The sequence below is a fragment of the Actinoplanes regularis genome (assembly GCF_900188005.1).
GTDB classification, from domain to species: domain Bacteria; phylum Actinomycetota; class Actinomycetes; order Mycobacteriales; family Micromonosporaceae; genus Actinoplanes; species Actinoplanes regularis.
This window is the reverse complement of record NZ_FZNR01000007.1, coordinates 27,719-47,098: the sequence shown is the minus strand read 5'-3', so window position 1 is coordinate 47,098 and position 19,380 is coordinate 27,719. Positions and strand designations below refer to the sequence as shown.

Sequence of the window (19,380 nt, the reverse complement as noted above, 5' to 3'; positions counted from 1 at the left end):
GGTCGGGCGTACTAGTCCCTGAGGAAGCGACGAGGGGACGAAGACAAAGTGAGCCGATCGTTCTGGGCATGGGCCCGCCTGCTGGGAGGCGCCGCGATCATCGCGGTGGTGCTTTGGCGGCTGGGCACCGGCGCGTTCCTGGACGGGCTGCGGGTACTCGACGGCGGCACCCTCGCGCTGGCCTTCGGGATCGGCGTGGTCACCACGGTGCTCAGCGCCTGGCGCTGGTGCCTGGTGGCCCGCGGGCTGGGCCTGCGGCTGTCACTGAAGGACGCGACCGCCGACTACTACCAGGCGCTCTTCCTCAACGCGGCGCTGCCCGGCGGGGTCCTCGGCGACGTCGGCCGGGCCGTGTCGCACGGTCGCGAGGAGGGCGACGTGGGGCGCGGCGTCCGGGCCGTGGTGCTGGAGCGCACCGCTGGCCAGCTCGTGCTGGTGGTCGTGGGCGGCGCGGTGCTGTTCACGGTGCCGTCGCCGGTGCTGAGCCTGCTCGGCGAGCACGGGAAGTCGGTCGCCCTGACGGTCGCGGCCGCGGCGATCGCGGTGCTGCTGGTCGTGGTGGTGGGCCGGCGCGCGCGGCGCGGCGGTTCGAAGCTGGCCGGCGCCGCCCGGACCGGTGCCGCCGAGATCCGGTCCGGCCTGCTGTCGCGCCGCAACTGGCCGGGCGTGCTGTTCGCCTCCGCGATGGTGCTGCTCGGGCACCTGGCGACGTTCCTGGTGGCGGCGCGGGTGGCCGGGAACGGGGCGTCGCTGCTGACGCTGGCGCCGATGCTGCTGCTGGCGCTGCTGGCGATGGGAATCCCGCTGAACGTAGGCGGCTGGGGGCCCCGCGAGGGCGTGCTGGCCTGGGCGTTCGGCGCGGCCGGACTGAGCGCGGAGCAGGGCGTGACGATCGCTGTGGCGTACGGAATCTGTGCCTTCGTCGCGGCGGCGCCGGGCGCGGTGGTGGTCGCGGTCCGCACCGTGCGGAAGCTGCGTCCCGCCGAGCCGCCCACGGCCGTGGAGACCCAGCCGCCGGCCGAGGTGGCCGTTGCGGTCACCGTCAACCACGATTCGCGGGTACGGATCGCCGCTCCGATCTCCCCGGCCGTGATCACCTCCGTGCCGGAGCTGGTCCGCATCCGGCGCGCCACGGTGCGCCAGCCGTCGTACACGACAAGCGGGGCTGCGGCTTGATCCCGAGCGGACCCGGACCGCTCCGCCTACCTCGGGTCGAAGCGATCCGAGAGTGCGTAGCGGAGCAGGACCACGTCGCCGATCTGGCGGACCTCCGCCAGCCTGGCCCGGTTCTTCGGGCCGGCCGGGAAGTCGCCGTCGTGCACGAACCGCGGCGCCCGCGAGTCTCCGACGAAGAACGGCGCCACGACCAGCTGCAACTCGTCCGCGAGGTCGCGGGTGAGGAACTGGGTGTGCATGGTGCCGCCGCCCTCGACCATCAGCCGCCGGACTCCCCGAGTGGCCAGGTCCGCCGAGATGAGGTGCACGTCGACCGGGTCGCCACCGTCGACCACGGTGGCCATCGCGCCGAGCCGGTCCCGGGCCTCGGCCACCGCCGGGGTGGCGCAGTAGACGAGTTTCCGCGACTCGCCGGCGGTGAAGAACGACGCCGCCGGATCGAGGCCGCCACGGCTGGTCACGGTGACCTTGACCGGGTTCTCCGTGGTGCCGCGGGCGACCCGGTCCGCACGCCGCCGCGCCGAGCGGACCAGCAGGCGGGGGTTGTCCTGGCGGATCGTCGACGCGCCGACCAGGATGGCGTCGCAGCCGGCGCGCACTTCGTCGACGCGGTCGAAATCCGCGTCGTTCGACAGGAGCAGCCGCTCCTCAGTGGTGTCATCGAGATAACCGTCGATGGACATGCCACAGCTCAACAAGGTGTAAGGACGCTCAGCCATCGTGCGTCCACGATAATCCGCGGTGTGCGGCGGCCGATCTTCGGGCACAGCTTCCGCCACCGGAAAGATATGAGGAGGACCGATGTCTGAAGCCACGGCCACGACCGAGGCTGCCGTCCGGCGGCAGGTGACCGTCCCCCTGCGGTTCCCCGACGGCTACGCCACGACCGCCCAGGTGATGACGTTCGACGGGCTGGCCGACGGTCGCGAGCACCTGCTGCTGGGGCTCGGTGACTGGCGGCGGGCGCTGACCAAGTCGGCCGCCGGTGGGCGGGCGCCACTGGTCCGGCCGCACAGCGAGTGCCTGACCGGCGACGTCTTCGGCAGCCAGCGCTGCGACTGCGGCCCGCAGTTGCGCGAGGCGGCCGAGCGGATCACCGAACAGGGTGGCTTCCTGCTCTACCTGCGGCAGGAGGGCCGGGGCATCGGTCTCTACGCCAAGCTGGACGCGTACGCGCTGCAGGACGACGGCCTCGACACCTACCAGGCCAACGTGGCCCTGGGCCGGGGCGAGGACGAACGGGACTACACCGTGGCCGCGCAGATGCTGCTCGCCGTCGGCGCCGACCGGATCCGGCTGCTCAGCAACAACCCGGACAAGAGCCTGCAACTGGACGCACTGGGCATCGAGGTTACCCAGCGGATTCCGACCGGTGTGCACGTCTCCGCGGCGAATGTCCGCTATCTGCGTTCCAAAGCATCGCACACCTCCCACACCATCGAGCTGCCCCTGGCCGAGTGACCCCAGGTTCCGCCTGGCGCGGTTTCCGGCACGATGTCATCGTGACGGGCGTGCACATTCCGGAAGCGGGCGACCTGGACGCGATGCTGTCCGCAGTCGACCAGTTGCCGTTCATCGTCATCCTCTTCGAGGGGCCCGAATTGCTGACGGTCGGCGCGAACGCGGCGACCCGGGCGGTGCTGCCCGGCCGGGAGGTGATCGGCCGCCCGTGCCGGGAGGTGCTCAGCGACCTCGCCGGGCAGCAGTTCATCGACGTGTTCCACGAGGTGTACCGCACCGGCGAGACGGTCGCCGGCAGGCAGTGGCGGGTGCACCTCGACCAGCCGGACGGCTCGGTGAACGAGATCTTCGTGACGTTCACGATCATGCCGTGGCGAGCGCCGGACGGGTCGCTGCGCGGCGTGATCGGGGCCGCGTTCGACGTCACCGAGATGGCCCGGATCCGGCAGGCCGCCGAGGCCGAGACGGCTCAGCTGCGCCGCCGCTACGAGCAGACCCTGGACGTGATCACCGAGCTGCAGCGGGAACTGCTGCCGCCCGGCCTGCCCGTGCTGCCCGGCCTCCAGGTGGCGGCCAGCTACCTGCTCGCCGACGCGGACACCGCGGCCGGCGGCGACTGGTTCGACGCGGTGGCCCGGCCGGACGGGCGGGTCGCGCTGGTGGTCGGCGACGTGGTCGGGCACGGGATCACCGCCTCCGGGGCGATGGGCCAGCTGCGTGCGGTGCTCCAGGAACGGCTGGACTCCGATGCCTCGCCCGGCGAGGCACTGGCCGCCGCCGACCGGTTCGCCGGGCGGATGGGGGCGGCGCACGCGACCACGGTCTGCCTCGCGGTGCTCGATCCGGCGAACGGGGAGCTGACGTACTGCACGGCCGGGCATCCGCCGCCGCTCGTGGTCGCCTCGGACGGCACGACCCGGTTCCTTCCCGCGACCGGCGGGACTCCGCTGTGCACGGGCGGGGTGTTCCCGGTGCGGCAGGACCGCTTGGAGCCGGAAGATCTGATGCTGCTCTACACCGACGGAATTCTGGAGCGGCCGCTGTCAGGCTCGTCGCCGTCCGCCGAGCTCGCCCGGGTCGCCGCGGACGCGGCAGCCGGGCGGGCGCTGCGGGATTCGGGGACGACCGCGACGGCCCGGGTGTGCGCGCAGACGATCGAATTGCTGGTGCGGGCCGGTGGACACGCGGACGACATCACGCTGCTGGCGGTGCAGCGGGTCTCCGTCGCACCAGAAATGATCATCGAACTGCCCGCCGACCCGGCGGCGCTGCGCGGCACCCGCGCGCGGTTCGGTGAATGGCTCACCGCGCTCGGCGCGGCGGAGCACGACATCTTCGTGCTGCAACACGCGCTGGGTGAGCTGGCGACCAACGCGGTCGAGCACGCCTTCGGCGATACGCCTCCCGGCGGCGATCCGGACAGAACCACGATTGAGGTACGGGCAGCGCTCACCGCCGCGGGCCGCGTCGAGGCGACCGTCACCGATCACGGCGGGTGGCGCTCGCCGGTGCGGGAGCCGATCCGCGGCCGCGGCCTGGCGCTGACCGCCCAACTGGTGGAGAGCCTGCGTGTCGAGCCGGGCGCCCACGGCACGGTGGTCACCATCCGGCATCCGCTGAGCCGGCCGGCGCGCCTGCTGACCAGCTTCGACGACGCGCCTTCCGTCCGGGAGGCGCCGGCTGAGATGTCCATCTCCGAACTGCCCGGCGACGAAGAGGCACACGTCCGGGTCGACGGGCCGGTGGACGCCACGTCGGCGCTCCAGATGCAGCGCGAACTGCTGCGTCGCAGCCGGGGCGGAACCGTACCGATAACCCTGGACCTGACCGGGGTGAGCCACCTGGCCAGCGCCGGGGTCTCGGCGCTGTACCGGATCGCCGAGCAGCACCACGAACAGAAGGCGCAGCTGACGCTGATCGCGTCCGCCGGCAGCCCCGCCCGGCAGATCCTCGATCTGGTCGGCCTGCCCGTCACTCCTTAGAGTTGTCCACAGGCATGGGCAGGACACCGGTCCGGCTCACTACTATCGCTGGGTGACTTCGGCTCCCGCGATCCCTGTTTCCAGAGCCATCGACGCGCTCAACCGCATCTTCGGTTACCCGGAGTTCCGCGGGCAGCAGCGCGAGATCGTCGAGCACGTGATCAGCGGTGGCGACGCGCTGGTGCTGATGCCAACCGGCGGCGGGAAATCGCTGTGCTATCAGATCCCGGCGCTGGTCCGGCCCGGCACCGGCGTGGTGATCTCGCCGCTGATCGCGCTGATGCAGGACCAGGTCGACGCTCTGCGCACGCTCGGCGTCCGGGCCAACTTCCTCAACTCGACCCAGGATTTCGACGAGCGGCGCCTGGTCGAGGCCGAGTTCGTCGCCGGTGAGCTGGATCTCCTCTACGTCGCGCCCGAGGGCCTGGGCACCCCCGCGGTGCAGCGACTGCTCGACCGGGGCGAGATCTCCCTGTTCGCGATCGACGAGGCGCACTGCGTCTCCCAGTGGGGCCACGACTTCCGGCCCGACTACCTGGCGCTGTCGATGCTGCACGAGCGCTGGCCGGACGTGCCGCGGATCGCGCTGACCGCGACCGCGACCACGACCACCCGGGGCGAGATCGCCGAGCGGTTGCGGCTGACCTCGGCGCGGCACTTCACCGCGAGCTTCGACCGCCCCAACATTCAGTACCGGATCGTCGGGAAGAACGAGCCCAAGCGGCAACTGCTCGACCTGCTGCGCACCGAGCACCCCGGCGACGCCGGCATCGTCTACTGCCTGTCCCGGGCCTCGGTGGATAAACACGCGGAGTTCCTGTCGGCGAACGGGATCCCCGCGCTGCCGTACCACGCCGGCCTGAGCCCGCAGACCCGCCAGGAGAACCAGGCCCGGTTCCTGCGTGAGGACGGCCTGGTCATGGTCGCCACGATCGCCTTCGGGATGGGCATCGACAAACCCGACGTACGCTTCGTCGCCCACCTCGACCTGCCGAAATCGGTCGAGGGGTATTACCAGGAGACCGGCCGGGCCGGGCGCGACGGCCTGCCCTCGACCGCCTGGCTCGCCTACGGCCTGCAGGACGTGGTGCAGCAGCGCAAGATGATCGACAGCTCGGAGGGTGACCTCGCGTTCCGCCGCAACGCGGCCAGCCACCTCGACGCCATGCTGGCCCTCTGCGAGACGGTCTCCTGCCGCCGCGAGCGACTCCTGGCCTATTTCGATCAGGAGGCGCCGTCCGCACGGTGCGGGAACTGCGACACCTGCCTGGCCCCGCCGGAATCCTGGGACGGCACGGTGCCGGCGCAGAAACTGCTCTCCACGGTGTTCCGGCTGAAGAAGGAGCGCAACCAGAAGTTCGGTGCCGGCCAGTCCATCGACATCCTGCTCGGCAAGCGCACCGACAAGGTCAGCCAGTTCCGCCACGACGAACTGAGCGTCTTCGGCATCGGCGCGGACCTGCGCGACACCGAGTGGCGGGGCGTGGTCCGTCAGCTACTCGCCGGGGGCTACCTGGCGGTCGAGGGCGAGTACAGCACGCTGGTCCTCACCGACCGCAGCTCCTCGGTGCTGCGCGGCGAGGTCACCCTGATGATGCGCCGCGAGATCCCGGCCCAGCGCCTCCGCGCCGGCACCTCGTCGTCGGCCGGGTCCTCGCGCTCCTCGCGCGCGCCGGCCGCCGCACCCGCCGACTTTCCGGCAGAGGCCGAGCCGCTCTTCGAGCGCCTGCGTGCCTGGCGCGCCTCGATCGCGAAGGCGCAGGCCATCCCGCCGTACGTGATCTTCCACGACAAGACCCTGCGAGCGATCGCGGTGCTGGAGCCGTCCTCACTCGACCAGCTGGGCACGGTGAGCGGCGTCGGCCAGAGCAAACTGACCAAGTTCGGCGACGACGTCCTCGCCGTCGTCCGCGGCGAGGACCCCAGCGGGGAGGAGCCCTCCGCGGAGTAGCCACCGGCGCAGCCCGGAAGATCTTGCACTCCGCGCTCCACGATCCTCGCCTGGCCTCCGCGTCCCGCGCCCGGCATCCGGCGTCCGGCGTCCGGCATCCCGCATCCGGCATCCCGCGTGCGGCGTGCGGCATGCGGCCTCCGGCCTGCGGCGTCCGGCATCCCGCGCCCCGCGTCCGGCCTCCGGCCTGCGGTGTGTCCGGCGCCCCGCGTCCGGCCCCCAGCCTGCGGCGTGTCCGGCGCCCCGCGCCCGGCCTCCCGCGCCCCGCGCCCGGCCTCCGGCCTGCGGCATCCCGCGCCCCGCGCCCGGCGTCCGGCCTGCGGCGTCCGGCGTCCGGCGTCCGGCGTCCGGCGTCCGGCGTCCGGCGTCCGGCGTCCGGCGTCCGGCGTCCGGCGTCCGGCGTCCGGCGTCCGGCGGGGATGGTCTCACGCTCTGGCGCGCTCTTCTTCCGGCGAGAGATATGTGATCATTTCTGGAACTCGGCAGCACATCATGGAGGATCGCGTTGGGAACCTGGGACTTCGGACCGTTCGACAACGACACCGCGGCTGACTGGTCGGGCGACCTGGACGACGCCGAGCCCGGCCGGCGCGTGGAGATCATCCGCGCGACCCTCACCGAGGTTCTCGACGAGGACGAGTACCTCGACAGCGACGTCGCCTGCGAGGCGATCGCCGCCGCGGCCGTCGTCGCCTCTCAGCTGCCGGGTGGTCCGGCGATCACCACGGCCTACGCCCCCGACTTCATCACCGAGGGCGGCACCCTCGACCTGCCGTCCGATCTGCCGGCGCTCGCCCTGCGCGCCCTCGACCGGATCGCCGGCGACGACTCCGAATGGCGCGAGCTCTGGGAGGACGCGCTGGACAAGGCCCTCCAGGCGCTCCAGCCGATCCGCGCCACCCTCGAAGCCACCACCTGACCGGTCCTGCATCGGGCCGCGCCGGCCTGTACTCACTGCTCGCGGGCCTGGCTGGCGCCCACGATCACTTCCACAGCCCGCCCCACAACACAACCCAGCCAATCCCCATGCCGATAAGCACAAGTTGATCTTGGATGTTCCTTGAGCAGCCGCGTTGCTTGTGCTCGCATCCCGGGACGACCCCCACCCACCCAGCCGACCGCGAGCGGCGCCACCGGCCGAAACCCACCGGCCACACCGCATGGCGACCAACCCCAGCCACCCGCCCACCCGCGAGCGATCCCCCGCGAGGCCATGACTACCGCCCGCCACCACACACAAGATCGACTCAAGTTGAGACTGGCAGGGGCTGATTGTTCTGGTGTCGATGGCACTGTGGAGGTTGGCTGGGCAGCGGGCCGATCGGGCGGGAACCGGCTCGGGATGAGCGGCGGGACGGGTGGCTGCGGCCGGAGACGGATCGAGCCGCGCTCAGCGGCTTCGCCTCGGCAATAAATGTCATACGCGGCGGTTAGCGTGCGCGGGTGAGTCGATACGAGATCCATCTGACGGTGTCCGCCGAGGCCGACGACGAGCGGCTTCGATCACTGGCGGCCGATCGCGGGGTGAAGTACACCCGCATCCAGCTCGACCGCGGTGAGCATGCGAGCCAGCCGATGCTGAGCTGGCTCTCCGACGGCACCCCCGCCTCGGCCGAGGCGGACGCCCGCCGGACGGCCTCCGCGCTGCGCTCGGAGGGCTTCCCGGTCTCCCGGCTCAAGGTGGAGGCCGCAGCGTCCGGCAGCGAAGCCCCGGTAACGGCGGAGCAGGCCGCCGAACAGCCGGATCTCTACTTCGAACACCACGTCAAACTGCTGCTTCCCGCGTCGACCGACCTCGACCGCGTCCGGGCCATGGCCGTCGAGCACGGGGCGCGTCTGTCGCGCAACGCCCGGCGGGTGCGGGCCGACGGGGTTCAGGAGCGATTCATCACCCAGCGCTGCTACCAGGTCGAGCGCTCCGAGGCGGCCGCGACGCTGGCCGGGCTGCTCGGTGCGGTCGCCGGCGCGGGGTGGGAGGTGGCCGAGGTCGAGCAGGAGTGGGTCCTGGTCGACGACAATCCAGCGCTGGACGCCGGCTGGTTCGAGTGAACGCACAGCGATCCGCCCTGGATCACATCATGACGCTGGTCGCCGAGTCGCCCTGGGCGGACTGGCTGGTGTTGCGCGGCAGCATGACCATGCCGGCCTGGGTCGGCGACGCGGCGCGGCCCCCCGGCGATCTGGACTGGATCGTTCGCCCACCCACCATGTCGCGAATGGACGACCTCGATCCTTACCCGTACTTCGATCGGCTCGCGCCCGTGCAGGAGTGGCCGGAAGCAGCCCATGGGGCCGCTCGCAACGAGATGTGGGAGTTCGAGGAGTTCGATACGGCCGGCCGGCACCCCCGGCTACCCCCGGAGGGACTGAACTGGATCCCCGCAGCCGGGCTGGACAGTCTGAACGACGAGGCGCTGGACAACGAGCTGACGGAACTGATCAGGCAGGACGCGCGAACGCCCGGCGGGATCGAGTTCGAGCCTGAGGCGATCGGATTCTCCTCCGACTGGGACTACGCGGAGTACGAGCCGGGCGGGGAGAACGGCCGCGTCCGGTTCGCACTGCCCTGGCGGGCACCCGACGGTGAGGAGGGTGAGGTCCAGATCGACGTCTCTTTCGGCGAGGACCTGCCGGACGCGCCGGTGTGCACGGCTGTGCCGCGGTCCGGTGGCCTGCCACCGGTCGGCTTGTGGACCGCGACCCGCGAGCTCTCCCTGGCGTGGAAATTGCACTGGCTCGCCGCCGACCAGCGGACCCACCGGGTGTCGGCGATGAAAGACCTCTACGACGCCGTGCTGCTCGCCGAGTTGCCGGACCTGCACCTGCGTCCCCGGCTGCGAAGCCTGGCCATCGGCACCCTGTCGACCGAGATGCGATCCTCCCTGTCCCTGGAACGGTCGTCCGAGTACACACCTACCGCGCCCTCCTTTTCGGGCCCGGCACCGTCGTTCGCGAGCCCGGCGCCGTTTCCCTCTCTGGTCAGCACCCGGACCTTGGAACAGCTGCTCGACCCGGTCGAGATCCGCCGCTGGACGGTCTCCGGCACCCCACCCGGCGGCGGCGACTCGGCCCCGTGGCTGGCACGGCTGGCCGACGCTGTGACCAGGCTCCTCTGACACCGGCGGTGCCGGGACGAGGCGGTGCCGGGACAAGGCGGTGCCGGGACAAGGCAGTGCCGGGACAAGGCAGTGCCGGGACAAGGCAGTGCCGGGACAAGGCAGTGCCGGGACAAGGCAGTGCCGGGACAAGGCAGTGCCGGGACAAGGCAGTGCCGGGACAAGGCAGTGCCGGGACAAGGCAGTGCCGGGACAAGGCAGTGCCGGGCATCGGCTCGGAAGCCGGGCGCTTCCCTCGCGAGTCCGCGCCCGGAGCCGTCGTCCGCCGAGACGAGGCGAGACGAGGCGATGGCCCGCATCGGCTCGGAAGCCGGGCGATCTCCTTGCCGATCCACGCCCGAGGCCGACCGCCCGACCGCGATTGATCGCCCTTACCCGGCGACGATGTTGACCATCCAGGGGACGCCGAACCGGTCGGTGAGCTGCCCGAACTCGTCGCCCCACATCTGCTTCTCCAGCGGCACGTGAACGGTGCCGCCGTCGGCCAGCTTGTCCCAGAAGCCGCGCAGGTCGTCACCGGCGTCGCCGCTGATGCTCACGGTGTTGGCGTTGCCCGGGTTGAACACCATGCCGGGTGCGGTGTCGGAGGCCATCAGAGTGTAGCCCTGCGGCGTCTCCAGCATCGCGTGCATGACGTTGTCCTTGATCGTCGGATCGGGTGCGCCGAACTCACCGAAGGTGCTGACGCGGAGCTCGCCACCGAAGATCGACTTATAGGTCTCCATGGCCTCACGGGCGTTGCCGTTGAACGTCAGGTAGGGATTGAGTCGGGACGTCATCACAGGGCTCCTCTGCCGTCGGAAGATGTCCTCCCGGACGCTAGACCCACCCCCCGACATTCTCCGACCGATCGACGGACGCCCACCCGGATGAGACCTCGGACCGGGATCCCCTCCGCCTGGTGGGTGCCATTGACGCGGAGAAGATCCCGGTCCGGGGTCGGCGGGCGGCCCCGCTTCCGCCGCGTATGGTCGCGGGGCCGCCCGGGGCGACGTGGGGCCCGCGGCCGAGGGCCGCGCGCTCACGCCGCCGGCTCTACCGGTGGTCGGAGCCCTCCGACTCGACCGCCGCGCGGCCCGCCTCCAGACGGGCGATCGGCACCCGGAACGGCGAGCAGGACACGTAGTCCAGCCCGACCTCGTGGAAGAAGTGCACCGAGTCCGGGTCGCCACCGTGCTCGCCACAGACGCCCAGTTTGAGGCCGGGCCGGGTGGCGCGACCCTCCTCGGCGGCGATCCGGACGAGCCGGCCGACGCCGTCGGCGTCGATCGACTCGAACGGGCTGATGCCGAAGATGCCCAGCTCGAGGTAGCGCCAGAAGAACGCGCCCTCGACGTCGTCACGGGAGAAGCCCCAGGCCATCTGGGTGAGATCGTTGGTGCCGAAGGAGAAGAACTCCGCGGCCTCGGCGATCTGCCCGGCGGTCAGCGCGGCCCGCGGGACCTCGATCATCGTGCCGATCAGCACCTGTACGCCGGAGTCCCCGGCCACCTCGGCGATGATCTTCTCGGCCTCCGCCCGTACCGTCTCCAGCTCCTGGACCGCGCCGACCAGCGGCACCATGATCTCCGGCAGCGGGTTGCCGCCGTCCGCGGCGAGCGCGACCGCGGCCTCCGCGATGGCCCGCACCTGCATCGCGAACAGACCGGGAATGACCAGACCCAGCCGTACGCCGCGCAGACCCAGCATCGGGTTCTGCTCGTGCATCCGGCGGACCGCGGCGAGCAGTTGGTCGTCGTGCTCGACCGGCCGCCCCAGTTCGTGCGCCACGGCCACCTTCACCGCGAGCTCCTCCAGCGACGGCAGGAACTCGTGCAGCGGCGGGTCGATCAGTCGTACGGTGACCGGCAGGCCGTTCATCTCCCGGAAGATCTCGAGGAAGTCGGCCCGCTGCAGCGGCTGGAGCGCCGCGAGCGCCTCGTTGCGCTCGGCATCGTCGCGCGCCAGGATGAGCCGCTCGACGAGTTCGCGCCGATCGCCGAGGAACATGTGCTCGGTACGGCACAGTCCGATGCCCTGCGCCCCGAACCGCCGGGCCCGGGCCGCGTCGGTGCCGGTGTCCGCGTTGGTCCGCACCGCGAGCCGGCGCTTCTCGTCAGCGTGCGTGAGGATCCGGTGCACCGCCGCGACCAGCGGATCGTTGGCCTGTGCCGGATCCAGGTCGCCTTCGAAGTACTGCACCACCTCGCTGGGCCGCACCGGCACCTCGCCGAGGTAGACCCGCCCGGTGGTGCCGTCGACCGAGACGATGTCGCCCTCATTGACGGTCAACCCGCCGACCGCGAACGACGACCGCCCGACCTCCATCTCGTCGGCACCGCAGACGCAGGTCTTGCCCATGCCGCGGGCGACCACCGCGGCGTGCGAGGTCTTGCCGCCGCGGCTGGTCAGGATGCCCTGAGCGGCGATCATGCCGGGCAGATCGTCCGGGTTGGTCTCGCGCCGGACCAGGATGACCGGCCGGCCCTCGGCGGCCACCTCGACCGCCCGCTTCGAGCTGAAGACGACCTCGCCGACGGCGGCGCCGGGCGAGGCGCCGACCCCACGCGTGACCGATTCCGGCGACGCGGAGAGATCGAAGCGCGGAAACATCAGCTGGCCCAACTGGCTGCCGCTGACCCGGGTGAGCGCCTCGTCCAGGTCGATCACGCCCTCGTCGACCAGTTGCGCGGCGATCGTGAAGGCGGCGGCCGCGGTGCGCTTGCCGACCCGGGTCTGCAACATCCACAGCTTGCCGCGCTCGATGGTGAACTCGATGTCGCACAGGTCGCGGTAGTGGCCCTCCAGAGTGGCCATGATCCGCAGCAGCTCGTCGTAGCTGGGCTTGTCGAGCTTCTCCAGCTCTGCGAGGGCCAGGGTGTTGCGGATCCCGGCGACCACGTCCTCGCCCTGGGCGTTGGCCAGGTAGTCGCCGTAGATGCCCTGCTCGCCGCTGGCCGGGTCACGGGTGAAGGCGACGCCGGTGCCGGAGTCGTTCCCCAGGTTGCCGAAGACCATCGCGACGACGTTGACCGCGGTACCCAGATCGGCCGGGATGCGCTCCTGCCGGCGGTAGAGCACCGCGCGGTCCGCGTTCCAGGATCGGAAGACGGCCTCGACGGCCAGGTCCAACTGTTCGCGCGGATCCTGCGGGAAGTCGTGCCCGGTGTGCTTGACGAAGACCTTCTTGTACGCGGTGACCAGCGCTTTCAGGTCGCCGGCGTCGAGCTGGACGTCGTCCTTGACGCCCTTGGCCGCCTTCGCCTCGTGCAGCGCGTCCTCGAACTCGGCGCCGGGCACCTCGCACACGGTCTTGCCGAACATCTGGATCAGCCGCCGGTACGAGTCCCAGGCGAACCGGTCGTTCCCGCCGGCCTGCCGGGAGAGGCCGGACACCGATTCGTCGTTCAGCCCGACGTTGAGGACGGTCTCCATCATGCCCGGCATCGAGAACTTGGCGCCGGACCGCACCGAGACCAGCAGCGGGTCCTCGGGGTCACCGAGCCTGCGCCCCATCGCCTGCTCCAGCGCGGCGAGATGGGCGTCGATCTCACCGTCCAGCCCCGCCGCGTGCGTGCCGTGCCTCAGGTACTCCTGGCACGCCTCGGTGGTGATGGTGAAACCGGCGGGGACGGGGAGGCCGAGGTTCGTCATCTCCGCGAGATTGGCGCCCTTGCCACCCAGCAGGTCCTTGAGGTCCTTGTTGCCTTCGTGGAAGTCGTAGACGAACTTCATGCCGTACCCACCTCCGCCTAAGAATCCGTGGCTGAATACGTTCGTGCCCCGGGATTCGTAAGGCTAAGCACGGTTGCGGTGAATAGTTAACAGTCTCGTGGCTTTTTCCACACCGCAGCGAGGATGCGTGTTCGGATCACGCTCTCTTCGCGCACTTCCGCGCAGATGAGACGCCCAGCCCTCTTGCCGCCGATGCGAGACCTGACTTGGCCGCGTCACCGGGAAGGTCGTCACCGGGAGGGCCGGAAAATAAAGACGCCGCTGCGAATTCCACGGGGGAAGAACTCGCAACGGCGCACCGCGAACATTAGACCAAGCGCGACCGGCTGTCTATCCCACGCGCTGGACGACCGAGCCGACCAGCTTCTGCCAGTCGCTCTCGAAGCCCGCGGCAGACTCCGTCTTGTTGAGCTGATAGATCGCGTAGGTGTCCACAAGCACGACGTTTCGGCTGGTCAGCACGGCCACCGCGGTGTCCGCCGCGCCCGGGTGCTTCGCCTCGTACTTCTTGTGACGAATCAGCACGAACCCGGACCAGCCGCTCTCGTTGAGCTCGCGCACCTCGACCGTCTCGTCGTACGCCGGCTCGTTCTTGTCCGAGGTCACCGTCGCCGGCACGGCGACGGACGGCGCGCAGCCGTCGGCGACCGCGCGCAGCAGCGCCTGCCCGGCCTGCGCCGCCTTGGTGTCCGGGTAGACCAGGGCGAGCTGCTCCAGGGTCTGCGCGCCGGCCTCCCCCTCGTCGGCGAAGGACGAGGAGACCGTCTCGGCGCCGGGCGGCGGTTCCGGCGGCGTGCTGGTGCCGCCGCAGAAGCTGACCATCTTCTGGGGGTCGGCGCTGGCTTCCGGCGCGACCCAGGCCCGGCCGATGTCGGCGGCCTGCAGGAAGGCGCCGCGCATGGTGGTCACGTCGATCCGACCGGCCTCCGGCTTGTCGTCGTCCGAGCAGGCGGCCACCGCGAACAGGGCGAGAGCAGCAACGACGGCGACCCGGAGCGGTCTGGCGGTCACGAGCATCGGGCCATCTTGGCAGACTTCCGCCGCCACGCGAAAACGTTGTCCACAGCATCGACGGCGTGTGATGCCGCGCCCACCCAGGGCTGCGAAAAACTGGGCGCACGGCCGATGGCGAACGCGCTATCGTCACGCCCGCACCAGCACGCGGCGTGTAGCTCAGCAGCAGAGCACCCGGCCTCGGACCGGGAGGGCGCGGGGGCCGGACCCGCCACGCCGGCATGATCAGTTACCCGGAGGACCGGAGGCAGCGCGCCCTCGACACCGCCACATCCCATCCGGAGCGGAGCGCCCGGCAGCGGGCCCGGGAGAAGGCCACGGCCTGGACCGCCGCCATCGAGGAGATGCTGACCGGCCGGGTTCGCCCCGGCTCCCGCACCCCGGTCGCCGACCTGCCCGCCTGGGGTGGCCGGGCTGCGGGCGGCGGTCCGGGGTGAGCAGGTCGAGCCGTTCACCGGCTGGTCGACGCGGCGGCACTGGATGCTGCCGCCACGCTGACGCTTCCACAAGCGGAAGTTCGCCACCGCCACGCTGAGGTTTTCCACAGGCCGCGGCTCGGCCGTCGCGTTCGGCGTCGATCACCGATAGCGTGTTGGCAGGCGTCAGCGAGGAGGCCCGCGATGACAGGCATCGATGCATTGGCGGCTCGGCTGCGGGCCGAGATCGGGGTGCGGCGGGTCCTGACCGACCGGCAGGAGCTGCGGACGTACGAGTGCGACGGCCTCGCCCACTACAAGGTCATCCCCGCCCTGGTCGCCCTCCCGAGCACCGTAGAGCAGGTCGCCGCGGTGGTCCGGGCCTGCGCCGAGACCGGCACCCCGTTCGTCGCCCGCGGCTCCGGCACCGGCCTCTCCGGCGGCGCGCTGCCACACGCCGATGGAGTGCTGATCGTGACCTCCCAGTTGCGCGAGATCGTCGAGGTCCGGCCCGAGGACGAGCGCGCCGTCGTCCAGCCCGGTGTGATCAACCTCCAGGTCACCAAGGTCGCCGGCCCGCACGGTTACTACTACGCGCCCGACCCGTCCAGCCAGCAGATCTGCTCGATCGGCGGCAACGTCGCGGAGAACTCCGGCGGGGCGCACTGCCTGAAATACGGCTTCACCACCAACCACGTGACCGGCCTGGAGGTGGTCACCCCCGACGGCGAGCGGGTCCGGCTGGGCGGCCCCGCGCCGGACACCCCGGGATATGACCTGCTCGGCGCGTTCGTCGGCTCGGAGGGCACGCTCGGGGTGGCCACCGAGGTCACCGTCAAGCTGACCCGGCTGCCCGAGACGGTGCGTACGCTGCTCGCCGCGTTCGCCTCCACCGATCAGGCCGGCGCCGCCACCTCGGCGATCATCGCGGCCGGCGTGGTCCCGGCCGCCATCGAGATGATGGACGCGCTGGCCATCGAGGCCGCCGAGTCCGCTGTGAAGTGTGGCTATCCGGCCGGCGCCGGGGCTGTCCTGATCGTCGAGCTGGACGGGCCGGCGACCGAGGTGGAGGCACAGTTCACCGAGGTCAACGCGCTCTGTGAGGCGAACGGCGCGTTCGAGACCCGGATCGCCGCCGATGACGCCGAGCGGGCGCTGATCTGGCGGGGCCGCAAGTCCGCGTTCGCCGCGGTCGGCCGGATCAGCCCGGACTACATCGTGCAGGACGGGGTGATCCCGCGGACCGCCCTGCCAGCGGTGCTGCACCGCATCGGCGAGGTCGCGACCGAGCACGGGGTCCGGGTGGCGAATGTGTTCCACGCCGGCGACGGCAACCTGCATCCCCTGGTGCTCTTCGACGACAGCGTGCCCGGTCAGGCCGGCCGCGCGGAGACGGTCTCCGCGGCGATCCTCGACCTCTGCATCGAGCACGGCGGTTCGATCACCGGTGAGCACGGCGTCGGCATCGACAAGGCGAAACACATGCCCCGGATGTTCAGTGACGACGACCTGGACACCATGCAGCTGGTGCGCTGCGCGTTCGACCCGGACGGGATCGCCAACCCGGGCAAGATCTTCCCCACCCCACGCCTGTGCGGCGAACGCCCGGGCCGGCGGCAGGGCGCACACCCGGCGCAGGCCGCCGGCGTCGCGGAGATCTTCTGATGGCCGCGCTGGACGAGCTGACCACGCCGGCCGGGGACGGCGACACGGTGTGCGGGGTGCGGGCACGGCTGGTCGCCGCGCCGGCTGACACCGCCGAGGCGGCCGCGCTGATCCGGGCCGCCCAGGGTCTGAGCGTGGTGATCCGCGGCGGCGGGACGAAACTGGACTGGGGGCCACCGCCGCGCGAGCTGGACCTGATCATCGACACCCGGCGGCTGAGCGGGGTGGTCGAGCACGCCGCCGGTGACCTGATCACCGTGGTCAAGGCCGGCACCCCGATGTCCGAGCTGCACGGCCTGCCCGGGCAGCAGCTGGCGCTGGACGCACCGGCCGGGGCCACGGCGGGCGGCACGGTCGCGGCGAACGCCTCCGGGCCGCGCCGCCTGCGGTACGGCACGGCACGGGACCTGCTGATCGGCATCACGGTGGTCCGGCCGGACGGGACGGTCACCAAGGCGGGCGGCAAGGTCGTCAAGAACGTCGCCGGGTACGACCTGGGAAAGCTCTACACCGGCGCCTTCGGCACCCTCGGGCTGATCACCGAGTGCGTCTTCCGGCTGCACCCGGCGCCGGCCGCGGCCGCTTTCGTCCGAGCGGTCGCGCCGCCCGGGCAGGCCGCGAAAATCCTGGCCGGACAGTTCGCGGCGAGCGCCCTGGAGGTGAACGCGGCACCCGGCGCCGAGCCGGAGCTGGCAGTGCTGGTGGAAGGGACGCCGGCCGGGGTACGAGAGCGTGCGGCCGCCATTGCCGCGCTGCTCGACGGCGAGGTGTCCGAGCAGGCGCCGGACTGGTGGGACGTGTCACCCTGGCCGGACGGCGGCGTGGGCATCAAGCTGACCGGCAGGTTGTCGCAGGTCCCGGCGCTGGTGGCAACGGCGGTGGGTGCGGGCGCCACCGTGCGAGGTTCGGCCGGCGCCGGCGTGCTGTACGCGGGTTTTCCTGCGCCCAACCCTTCGCCGGGCCCCGCCACGACCGGCATCGGCCCTTCCTCACCAGGTCCCGCTTCGAGCAGTGCCACTTCGACCAGCGCCAGCGATTCCTCGCCAACCGCCGGTTCGACCGGCACCGGCACTTCGTCGCCAGCCGCGGTTTCGACCGGCGCCGGCCGTTCCTCGCCGGTCTCCTCGTCCGCTTCCACGGTCTCGCCCGTGGTGGGTCCCGGAACGGGCACTGCCGAGGGCACCGTCGAGGCCGGACGGGCGATCGAGCTGCTGCGGGCCGCGGCGGTGCGAGCCGGTGGACACGCGGTGGTGCTGACCGCGCCGGCCGGCGTACGCGAAACATTGGACATGTGGGGGCCGGTTCCCGGGCTGGCGCTGATGCGCCGGGTCAAGGATCAGTTCGACCCGGATCACCGGTTCGCCCCCGGCCGCTTCGTAGGAGGCATCTGATGGCTGATGTGGATGCCACCCGGGGCACCGGACCGACGCCGCCCGGCCCGCGTCAGACCGCGGACGGTGGGCACAACCGTTCCCACGAGGTCGACGCGCTGCGGGCCGCGGAGACCGCCGGCCGGCCGGGCGCCTTCGACGATCATCATCCGCCCCGGGCCGATCTGGTGTCGGACTGCGTGCACTGCGGGTTCTGCCTGACGACCTGCCCGACGTATGTGCTGTGGGGCGAGGAGATGGACTCGCCACGGGGCCGGATCCACCTGATCGCGCAGGGGCTGGAGGGCGAGCCCCTGACCGACTCGATGGTCACCCACTTCGACCAGTGTCTCGGCTGCATGGCGTGCGTGACCGCGTGCCCGTCCGGGGTGCGCTACGACCGGTTGATCGAGGACACCCGCGCGCAGGTGGAGCGGCGGCATCCACGCGGGCCCCGGGACCGGGCGCTGCGGGCGGCCATCTTCGCGCTCTTCCCGTACCCACGGCGGCTCCGCTTGTTGCGGGGGCCTCTGTGGGCGTACCAGAAATCGGGTCTGCGAAGCCTTGTCGCCCGGACCGGCCTGCTGGAACGGCTCGCGCCGACCCTGGCCACGCTGGATTCGCTCGCGCCGCGGCTGCGCTCCGTGCCGCGCCCGCCGCGGCGCGTCGCCGCACGCGGCACGCGGCGCGCGGTGGTCGGGATGCTGACCGGTTGCGTGCAGTCGGCGTTCTTCCCGGACGTCAACTCCGCGACCGTGCGGATCCTCTCCGCCGAGGGCTGCGAGGTGCTGATCCCGCCCGGCCAGGGCTGTTGCGGCGCCCTGAGCGTGCACAACGGACGCCGCGCCGAGGCGGAGCGGTTCGCCCGGCGGTTGATCGACACGTTCGAGCAGACCGGCATGGACTGGTTCGTGGTCAACGCGGCGGGCTGCGGCTCGTCCCTGAAGGAGTACGGTGAGTTGCTCGCGGACGATCCGGCCTACGCCGCGCGGGCGGTCGCGTTCGCCGCGAAGGTGCGCGACCTGGCGGAACTCCTCGATGAGCTGGGCCCGGTCGCCGAGCGGCACCCGCTGCCGGTGACGGTCGCCTACCACGACGCCTGCCATCTCGGGCACGCGCAGGGCATCCGGGAGCAGCCGCGCGCCCTGCTGCGCGGCATACCGGGGCTGGAGCTACGGGAGATCGCCGACCCGGAGATCTGCTGCGGCTCAGCCGGCGTGTGGAACGTGCTGAATCCCGAGCCGGCCGCCGAACTCGGCGACCGCAAGGCCGCCGCGGTCCTGGCAACGGGCGCGTCCTTGCTGGTCACCGCGAACCCAGGCTGCCTGATGCAGGTCGCCGCAGCGATCCGGCGGCAGAACGGGAAGATCGCCCTGGCGCACACCGCGCAGGTCCTCGACGCTTCCCTCCGCAACCTCGGGGTCGCGGCCCTCACCAACGACTGAATCTGCCCGGCCCCTCGACCCGATGCGGAACGACAGCGCGGCGGTGGGCACCTGATCGATATCGCCGCCC

General features: G+C 71.6%; 15 protein-coding genes and 1 tRNA gene. 12 read left to right on the top strand and 4 right to left on the bottom strand.

The window, feature by feature from the left end; all coding sequences use genetic code 11:
- Positions 1–48 precede the first annotated feature (48 nt).
- Complete coding sequence (locus tag CHC09_RS19750; protein ID WP_089294633.1) at positions 49–1,176, top strand: lysylphosphatidylglycerol synthase transmembrane domain-containing protein; 1,128 nt, start codon at positions 49–51, stop codon at positions 1,174–1,176.
- Between the two features lie 26 nt (positions 1,177–1,202).
- On the opposite strand, the gene CHC09_RS19745 is transcribed toward CHC09_RS19750, so the two are convergent.
- Entirely contained in the window at positions 1,203–1,895 is a 693-nt protein-coding gene (locus tag CHC09_RS19745) for a RibD family protein (RefSeq protein ID WP_089294632.1), read from the bottom strand.
- Between the two features lie 82 nt (positions 1,896–1,977).
- On the opposite strand from CHC09_RS19745, the gene CHC09_RS19740 reads away from it, so the two are divergent.
- From CHC09_RS19740 to CHC09_RS19710, 6 genes are all read left to right on the top strand, one after another.
- Complete coding sequence (locus CHC09_RS19740; RefSeq protein ID WP_089294631.1) at positions 1,978–2,637, top strand: GTP cyclohydrolase II; 660 nt, start codon at positions 1,978–1,980, stop codon at positions 2,635–2,637.
- A 41-nt stretch (positions 2,638–2,678) separates the two neighbouring features.
- Positions 2,679–4,619: a SpoIIE family protein phosphatase gene (locus CHC09_RS19735; RefSeq protein ID WP_239138385.1), complete on the top strand. Its 1,941-nt coding sequence runs from the start codon at positions 2,679–2,681 to the stop codon at positions 4,617–4,619.
- 52 nt (positions 4,620–4,671) lie between these two features.
- The gene (gene recQ, locus CHC09_RS19730) at positions 4,672–6,570 is read left to right on the top strand and encodes a DNA helicase RecQ (RefSeq protein ID WP_089294630.1); all 1,899 of its coding nucleotides are present in this window, start codon (positions 4,672–4,674) and stop codon (positions 6,568–6,570) included.
- Between the two features lie 505 nt (positions 6,571–7,075).
- Entirely contained in the window at positions 7,076–7,489 is a 414-nt protein-coding gene (locus CHC09_RS19720; protein ID WP_089294629.1) for a DUF4259 domain-containing protein, read from the top strand.
- A gap of 524 nt (positions 7,490–8,013) precedes the next feature.
- Complete coding sequence (locus CHC09_RS19715; protein WP_089294628.1) at positions 8,014–8,619, top strand: hypothetical protein; 606 nt, start codon at positions 8,014–8,016, stop codon at positions 8,617–8,619.
- Positions 8,620–8,648: 29 nt separating this feature from the next.
- Entirely contained in the window at positions 8,649–9,686 is a 1,038-nt protein-coding gene (locus CHC09_RS19710; protein WP_089294627.1) for a nucleotidyl transferase AbiEii/AbiGii toxin family protein, read from the top strand.
- 371 nt (positions 9,687–10,057) lie between these two features.
- Here CHC09_RS19710 and CHC09_RS19705 read toward each other — a convergent pair whose 3' ends face one another.
- From CHC09_RS19705 to CHC09_RS19695, 3 genes are all read right to left on the bottom strand, one after another.
- A complete protein-coding gene (locus CHC09_RS19705) occupies positions 10,058–10,465 on the bottom strand; it encodes a VOC family protein (RefSeq protein ID WP_089294626.1) in 408 nt (135 codons plus the stop codon).
- Between the two features lie 256 nt (positions 10,466–10,721).
- Entirely contained in the window at positions 10,722–13,400 is a 2,679-nt protein-coding gene (gene ppdK, locus CHC09_RS19700) for a pyruvate, phosphate dikinase (protein WP_089294625.1), read from the bottom strand.
- 330 nt (positions 13,401–13,730) lie between these two features.
- Positions 13,731–14,417 carry a hypothetical protein gene (locus tag CHC09_RS19695; protein WP_089294624.1) on the bottom strand — a complete coding sequence of 229 codons (687 nt, stop codon included), beginning with the start codon at positions 14,415–14,417 and terminating at the stop codon, positions 13,731–13,733.
- A gap of 145 nt (positions 14,418–14,562) precedes the next feature.
- Between CHC09_RS19695 and CHC09_RS46375 the strand changes: the two genes are divergently transcribed.
- The 5 genes from CHC09_RS46375 (at position 14,563) to CHC09_RS19675 (ending at position 19,310) form a co-directional block, all read left to right on the top strand.
- Positions 14,563–14,634: transfer RNA gene (locus tag CHC09_RS46375), tRNA-Arg, on the top strand.
- A gap of 1 nt (position 14,635) precedes the next feature.
- Positions 14,636–14,851: a hypothetical protein gene (locus tag CHC09_RS19690; RefSeq protein WP_089294623.1), complete on the top strand. Its 216-nt coding sequence runs from the start codon at positions 14,636–14,638 to the stop codon at positions 14,849–14,851.
- A gap of 183 nt (positions 14,852–15,034) precedes the next feature.
- A complete protein-coding gene (locus CHC09_RS19685) occupies positions 15,035–16,495 on the top strand; it encodes an FAD-linked oxidase C-terminal domain-containing protein (protein WP_089294622.1) in 1,461 nt (486 codons plus the stop codon).
- On the top strand, positions 16,495–17,886 hold the full coding sequence (locus CHC09_RS19680; RefSeq protein ID WP_089294621.1) for an FAD-binding oxidoreductase: 1,392 nt from the start codon (positions 16,495–16,497) through the stop codon (positions 17,884–17,886). Before CHC09_RS19685 ends, CHC09_RS19680 begins: the two co-directional genes overlap by 1 nt.
- Positions 17,886–19,310, top strand: a complete 1,425-nt coding sequence (locus CHC09_RS19675; RefSeq protein WP_089294620.1) for a (Fe-S)-binding protein — start codon at positions 17,886–17,888, stop codon at positions 19,308–19,310. Before CHC09_RS19680 ends, CHC09_RS19675 begins: the two co-directional genes overlap by 1 nt.
- Positions 19,311–19,380: the final 70 nt, after the last annotated feature.